Raw genomic sequence first — 4514 nt, 5'->3', positions numbered from 1 at the left:
TGCCGGGGGCCGCGGGCCTGATCCCGTCCTGGTTGGAGGAGACAATTCCCGCCAATTGCAGCATCTCGGCGGCAAGCGCCAGCGTGACGTCCTCCAGCCGGCGGTCGCGGAACCGGCCGGTGAGAAAGTCGACCGCGTTCTTCACCTCGACCGCATTGCCCGCTGCCGAGGCCAGCGGCTCGTTCATGCCGGTCACCAGTGCCGAAGCCTTCAGGCCGACGCCATTGGCGACCTCGACCAGGCTGTTCGCAAGTGCTGCCGCATCGCGCGACTTCTCCATGAAGGCGCCGTTGCCGACCTTGACGTCGAGCACAAGCGAGCCGAGCCCGGCGGCAAGCTTTTTCGACAGGATCGAAGCCGTTATCAGCGGCACCGATTCCACTGTGCCCGTCACGTCGCGGATCGCGTAGAGCCGGCGATCGGCCGGCGCCAAATCGGCGGTCTGGCCGATGATGGCGCAGCCCGTCTCGAGCACCGTCTTGCGGAACCCCCCCAAATCCGGCTGGCTGACGTAACCGGGAATGGCATCCATCTTGTCCAGCGTGCCGCCGGTATGGCCAAGGCCGCGGCCGGAGATCATCGGCACATAAGCGCCGCAGGCCGCGACGATCGGCGCCAGCATCAGCGAGACATTGTCGCCGACGCCGCCCGTCGAATGCTTGTCAGTGACCGGTCCCGGCAAATCGGACCAGTCGAGCACGTCACCGGAATCGCGCATCGCGAGCGTCAGCGCCACTGCTTCCTCGCGACTCATGCCTTTGAGGAACACCGCCATGGCGAAGGCGCCGATTTGGCCTTCCGAGAGCGTGCCGGCCGTGATCCCTTGGATGAAGGCCGCGATCTCGGGCGCCGAGAGCTTGTGGCCGTCACGCTTGCGGCGAATGATTTCCTGCGGGAGCATCAGCTTTCCGGCAAACCTTCCTCGAAGACGCGCCGCAGGATCGTCGCCAGCCGCGCGCCGCCGGCCGGCGCCATGTCCTTGGTTTCCTGGTGTGAGAGTTCCGCCCCGGTCATGCCTGCCGCAAGGTTGGTGATGACCGAGCAGGCGGCGACCTTGAGGCCGAGGAAGCGGGCCAGGATCACTTCGGGCACGGTCGACATGCCGACCGCGTTGGCGCCCATGACGCGCGCCATGCGGATTTCGGCCGGCGTCTCGAAACATGGTCCGGAAAACCACATGTAGACGCCTTGGTGGAGCGCGGTGCCGGTCTCCTTCGCCGCCGTCTCGATCGCCTTGCGCAAGCCGGCATCATAGGCCTCGGTGAGGCCAACGAAGCGGCGGTCGCTCGGCTCTCCGATCAGCGGATTGGAGCCGGAGAAGTTGATGTGATCGGTAATCATCATCACCGAGCCCGGTCCCATCTCGGGATCGATCGAACCGGCGGCGTTGGTGAGGATGAGATGCGAGATGCCGATGCCGGCAAGCACCTCGAGTGCCGGGCGCATGGCGGCGGCATTGCCGTGCTCGTAATAGTGCGCGCGCCCGGAAAGCATCAGCACCGGCGTGCCGGCGAAACGCCCTGCCACCACCTCGCCGGCGTGGCCGGAGACGCCGCTGCGCGGGAAGCCCGGCAGTTCGGCATAGGGGATGCGCCTTGCGTCCTCCACCTGGTCGACCAGCCCACCGAGGCCGGAGCCCAGCACAAGCGCCGCGGTCGGGGCCAGCCCGTCCAGTTTCTCGACCAGATGATCCAGCGCTTCCTTCATTTCAGGATATCGCCCCTGAAGCCGTAAGGCAGCATATCGCCCATGGTGACCGTCTCGACCACGCCGGTGTTGTCGCAGAGATAGAGTTTCGTCTCCGGCCGGCAGAATTCCGCCAGCCGCTGCCGGCAGCCGCCGCAGGGCGAGCATTTGACCATGCGCTCGGCGATCACCGCGATCTCGGTGATCTTGCCGCCGCCGCCCATGATGTAGTGGCCGAGCGCGGTGGTCTCGGCACACCAGCCTTCCGGATAGGACGCCACCTCGATGTTGGCGCCGGTGAAGACGCGACCGTCCTCGGTGCGCAGCGCGGCGCCTACGGGAAACTTGGAATAGGGCGCATAGGCCTTGGCCATCGCCGTCCTGGCCGCTTCGAACAGATCATGCGACATTTCCTTCTTCTCTCCCACGATCTTGTTCAAATTGCCGGTTGCCGAGACTGCCCGAGCCTCAGCGTTCCTTGACATAGGGCACGCCGCCGGCGCGCGGCGGGATCGCCTTGCCGATGAAGCCGGCGAGCAGGATGACGGTGAGCACATAGGGCAGCGCCTGCATGAACTGCACCGGCACTTTGCCCAGGATCGGCAGCGGCGAGCCCTGCAAGCGGATCGATGCCGCGTCGAGGAAGCCGAACAGCAGGCAGGCGAACATCGCGTTGACCGGCTTCCATTTGGCGAAGATCAGCGCGGCAAGCGCGATGTAGCCCTTGCCTGCGGTCATGTCCTTTACGAAGCCGCCATTCTGGACCATGGAGAGATACGCACCGGCGACGCCGGTAAGGATACCGGTGCAGATCAGCGCCCGATAGCGCAGCCAGGCGACCGAGATGCCGGCGGTGTCGACGGCGGCCGGGTTTTCGCCCACGGCGCGCATCCTGAGACCGAAGCGGGTGCGGAACAGCACCCACCAGGTGAACGGCACCATCGCGAAGGCGAAGTAGACCAGGATCGAATGGCCGGAGATCAGCTCGGCATAAACGGGCCCGAGGATCGGCACGTTGCGAACGGCTTCGGCGCCCGGCCACACGATCGCCTCGAAGCGCTCGCCCGGCTGCAGCGCCGGCGTGCGGCCGCCCTGCTCGAACCAGGCCTGGCCGAGGATGATGGTCGAGCCGGCGGCGACGAAGTTGATGGCGACGCCGGAGACGATCTGGTTGCCGCGATGCGTGATCGAGGCGAAACCATGCACCATGGCGAAGGCGACCGAGATCAGGACGGCGGTGCCGAGACCGATAAAGGCCGAATGGAAGACCGATGCCGCTGCAGCGCCGGCGAAGGCGCCGACCAGCATCTTGCCTTCGAGACCGATATCGAAGATGCCGGCCCGCTCTGAATAGAGGCCGGCAAGACAGGCAAGCAGCAGCGGCACCGACAGGCGGATGGTGGAATCCAGGACCTGGACGATCGCGTTGAAACTGTCCATCTCAGGCCCCCTTCCCCTTGACCGCCTGCATGCCGACCGATTTCGGGCTGACCGATGCGAACAGCGCCTGGATATAGGGCCTGAACATATGCTCCAGCGCGCCGGCGAAGAGGATGACCAACCCTTGAATGATGACGATCATGTCGCGGCTGATCGCCGGCATCTCGAAGGCTAGCTCGGCGCCGCCCTGGTAGAGCATGCCGAACAAGATCGCCGCCAGCACGATGCCGACCGGATGCAGCCTGCCCATCAGCGCGACCGCGATGCCGACATAGCCTGCGCCCGAGACGAAATCGATCGCCACATTGTGCTGGTCGCCCATCACGGGGTTGAGCGCCATCATGCCGGCCAACGCACCCGAGATCATCATCGCGGTGAGGATGATGCGGGTTTCCGAAATGCCGGCATAGCGCGCCGCCTTCGGACTATGGCCATAGGTGCGCATCTCGTAGCCGAGCTTGGTGCGCCAGATCAGCAGCCAGACCAGGAACGCCATCGCCAGCGCCAGCAGGAAGCAGATGTTGAGCGGCGCCGAGCGGATCTTGGCGCCGAACAATTCGATCATCCAGTTGAGCTTCGGCAATTCCGCGCCGGCCAGGAAATTGCGTGTCTGCGGCGCCTGCGATCCGACCGGCTTCAGCGGACCGACCAGCAGATAGACCATCACCGAGGCAGCGATGAAGTTGAACATGATGGTGGTGATGACGATGTGCGAGCCACGCTTGGCCTGCAGATAGGCCGGGATGAAACCCCAGAGCGCGCCGAACGCCGCCGCGGCGACGATCGCCATCGGAAATATCAGCCACCAGGGCAGGACGCTGTCGAAGCTCAGGCAGACGAGCGCGATGCCGAGGCCGCCGATATAGGCCTGGCCTTCGGTGCCGATGTTGAACAGGCTGCAATGCGCCGCCACCGCCACCGACAGCCCGGTGAAGATGAAGGTCGTGGCATAGAACAAGGTGAAGGCGATGCCTGTGCCCTTGCCGAAAGCGCCTTCGACCAGGATGACGGCGGCGCGGAACGGATTTTCGCCGACCAGCATGACGACGAAGCCCGCGACGATGAAAGCAACCGACAGGTTGATCAAAGGGATCAACCCATAATCGGCCCAGGCCGGGAGCTTGGCGTAAGGCGTGCTCATTCGGCGGCCTCCTGGTGCTCGACACCGGCCATCAAGAGGCCAAGCTCGCCTTCCGTCGCTTCCGGTCCGCGTTCGCCGACGATGCGGCCGGCGAACATCACCAGGATGCGGTCGGACAGCGAGCGGATCTCGTCGAGCTCGACCGACACGACCAGCACCGCCTTGCCCTGATCGCGCATGGCGATCAGCCGCTTGTGGATGAATTCGATGGCGCCGACGTCGACGCCGCGCGTCGGCTGGCCGACGA

General features: G+C 65.3%; 5 protein-coding genes and 1 pseudogene. All 6 read right to left on the bottom strand.

The window, feature by feature from the left end; genetic code table 11:
• On the bottom strand, positions 1 to 901 hold a 901-nt coding region (locus EOA60_RS20030), incomplete at its 3' end, for a thymidine phosphorylase (RefSeq protein ID WP_128311782.1).
• Positions 901 to 1707 (bottom strand): purine-nucleoside phosphorylase, encoded by an 807-nt coding sequence (locus tag EOA60_RS20025; RefSeq protein ID WP_127334733.1) that lies wholly within the window; start codon positions 1705 to 1707, stop codon positions 901 to 903. The genes EOA60_RS20030 and EOA60_RS20025, both read right to left, overlap by 1 nt.
• Entirely contained in the window at positions 1704 to 2096 is a 393-nt protein-coding gene (cdd, locus tag EOA60_RS20020; protein ID WP_095823592.1) for a cytidine deaminase, read from the bottom strand. Before cdd ends, EOA60_RS20025 begins: the two co-directional genes overlap by 4 nt.
• 58 nt (positions 2097 to 2154) lie before the next feature.
• A complete protein-coding gene (locus EOA60_RS20015; protein ID WP_095778796.1) occupies positions 2155 to 3126 on the bottom strand; it encodes an ABC transporter permease in 972 nt (323 codons plus the stop codon).
• 1 nt (position 3127) lies between these two features.
• Positions 3128 to 4267, bottom strand: coding sequence for an ABC transporter permease (locus EOA60_RS20010; RefSeq protein ID WP_095781077.1), 1140 nt, complete (start codon positions 4265 to 4267; stop codon positions 3128 to 3130).
• Positions 4264 to 4514 (bottom strand): annotated as a pseudogene (locus EOA60_RS20005) (heme ABC transporter ATP-binding protein); the annotation flags it as partial. The gene EOA60_RS20010 and the pseudogene EOA60_RS20005, both read right to left, overlap by 4 nt.

The sequence above is a fragment of the Mesorhizobium sp. M1A.F.Ca.IN.020.06.1.1 genome (assembly GCF_004023265.1).
Lineage (GTDB): Bacteria > Pseudomonadota > Alphaproteobacteria > Rhizobiales > Rhizobiaceae > Mesorhizobium.
The sequence above is the reverse complement of the archived record's forward strand: the minus strand, read 5'-3'. Positions and strand labels throughout refer to the sequence as shown.

Bases quoted from the DNA above. Each gene is read 5' to 3' on its own strand.
- EOA60_RS20025 (WP_127334733.1), bottom strand. From the start codon at position 1,707: ATGAAGGAAGCGCTGGATCATCTGGTCGAGAAACTGGACGGGCTGGCC.
- cdd (WP_095823592.1), bottom strand. From the start codon at position 2,096: ATGTCGCATGATCTGTTCGAAGCGGCCAGGACGGCGATGGCCAAGGCC.
- EOA60_RS20015 (WP_095778796.1), bottom strand. From the start codon at position 3,126: ATGGACAGTTTCAACGCGATCGTCCAGGTCCTGGATTCCACCATCCGC.
- EOA60_RS20010 (WP_095781077.1), bottom strand. From the start codon at position 4,267: ATGAGCACGCCTTACGCCAAGCTCCCGGCCTGGGCCGATTATGGGTTG.